This window comes from Nocardia sp. NPDC004722, from assembly GCF_053601505.1.
Map to the genome: position 1 here is coordinate 1 of NZ_JBSGBY010000960.1, position 2,024 is coordinate 2,024.

2 protein-coding genes are annotated in these 2,024 nt (G+C 70.5%); one reads left to right on the top strand and one right to left on the bottom strand.

Annotated elements, in window-relative coordinates:
- Positions 1 to 255, bottom strand: a 255-nt coding sequence (locus ACWELQ_RS44570; protein WP_452402999.1) for a hypothetical protein, incomplete at its 3' end; no start/stop codon positions are given.
- A gap of 148 nt (positions 256 to 403) precedes the next feature.
- Here ACWELQ_RS44570 and ACWELQ_RS44575 point away from each other — a divergent pair.
- Positions 404 to 2,024: WXG100-like domain-containing protein (locus ACWELQ_RS44575; RefSeq protein WP_452403000.1), on the top strand; the 1,621-nt coding region annotated here is incomplete at its 3' end.

Below are 2,024 nucleotides of genomic sequence, written 5' to 3' on the forward strand. Positions count from 1 at the left end.
GATGACCAGGTTTCGCACCTCGGTGTCCGTAGCCAGGCGGACGGCGTCGCCGTCGTGATTGCCGGTGGTGTTCGAGATCCGGGGCAGCGCAGGGCGCTGGGCATGGCAGAGCGGGCATTTGCGCTTCTTGCCCGCGTTGTCGAGCCAGCCCTCGCCGTGGCAGCGCGGGCAGCGGCCCTCACCGTCGCACTCGTAGCAGAGCACGTAGCCGGGTGTGACGGTCTCGGCGGTGCGCACCGGATCGGCGGGCGTCATGCGGTCTCCTCTCGGGCGGAGACTATCACCGCCCGCCGGTATCCACCCGGCCACTCCGAACTCATTTCCCGTTCGTGTTGAGTTCACCTGCTTCCCTGTGGCACAGTCGGTCTCGCCAAGATCAGAACCGACCGGCGTGAGGTGGCCTGTGGCGCTGGAATTTCCATCCTGGCTCGAATGGCTGAGCTGGCTGGTGGGTTCCGAATGGCCACACGGCAACGAGGACCAGATGTGGCAGATGGCCCGCGACCTGGAAGCGGTTGCGGGACAGTCGGATGCGCTCATCGACGAGCTGACCAGCCTGATGGACGACATCAACAAGGCGTACCCGGACGGCGTCGGCGGCGAGTCGGTGCTGGCGTGGCTGAAGCCGCTGCGCGACGGGGACGCCTCCGGGCACGGGTCGGTCAAGGAGTTCGGCGACAACTATCGGCAGCTGTCCAAGGCCGCCGACCAGATGGGTGATTCGCTGCAGGGCGCGAAGATCAATTTCTATATCGCGGGCGGATTCCTGCTGGCCGAACTCGCCTGGGCGGCCGCGACCGGCCCCTTCGCGGGATTCTTCGAATCCGAGGCCCTGCTCGCGGGCCGGGCCGCCTTCCGGGCCCTGGGCGAGATGCTCGAGGGCCGCATCGCCCGGCTGATCGGGGATCGGATCACCGATCAGGTGCTCAAGGAGATCGTGGTCAAGGCCGTCTACGAGGTCGGCAAGGGCGCGTTCATCTCGACCGTGCAGGGCGTGGGCCAGGAACTCGCGGTGCAGACCATCCAGAACATGGACGGCCACGGGCACGGCTACGACTGGAACGCCATCGCGAAGAACGCTGCGGTATCGGCGTTCTCGGGTGCGGCGGGCGGCGCGATCGGCTTCGGCGCGAACCGGGCGCTGCCCACCGATATGGGCGGGTGGCGCGGCGCGTTCAACGGTGCGGTCACCGGCGCCGCCGGTGGGCTGGGCGGAGCCGGGGCCGCGTGGCTCGGCAACGGGGTCGTCAACGGGAACTGGGAGCTGGATCCGCGGTCGCTCACCGGTGGCGCGTTCGCCGGAGCCGGGCCCGGCGGGCTGTACGGATCGGTCGGGCTGACCAACCACAACGGACCGATGGACGTGCCGACCCACGACGGCAGCGTGCACGTGCCGGAGCCGACCGGCACCCGAACCTTCGACCAGCCCGGAGCAGACGGGCATCCCGGCAACACCACCGAACCGGTCACAACACCCACCGAGGGCCACACGAACGGGGCAGCGCCCGACAGTCATACGAACGGGGCGGCACCGGACGGCCACCCGAACGGGGCGACACCCGACGGCCACACGAATGGAGCAGCGCCCGAGGGCAACACGAACGGAGCCGCGCCCGACGGCGGGCGGGACGGCGGTGCGACGCTGCATCCCACCAGCGCACCGGACGCGGGGAGCGGCGATCACGCGCCGCCCGCGGAGCACAGTGGCAACGACTCGCCGCCCGCCGACCATCAAGCGCCGGGCGGGGGCGTGGACGGCAGACGCGAGCGGCCCGAGGCCGATGCGCAGAACGAGTCCGGCGCTGCGGATTCCGGCCCGCAGCGAGGCCCCGACACCCATGCGACCGGTACCGACTCCGGCACGACAGGTGACGGCCACAGCACCGGCGACCAGCCCACGGCCACCGGCGATCACGGCGGCCATCCGAACGAAGCGCGGCCGGACACCGATCCCGCGACGGACCCGAATCACCCAGTGACGGGACCGATTCAGACGGACTCCGGTTCCGCCGCCCAGGCTCCGC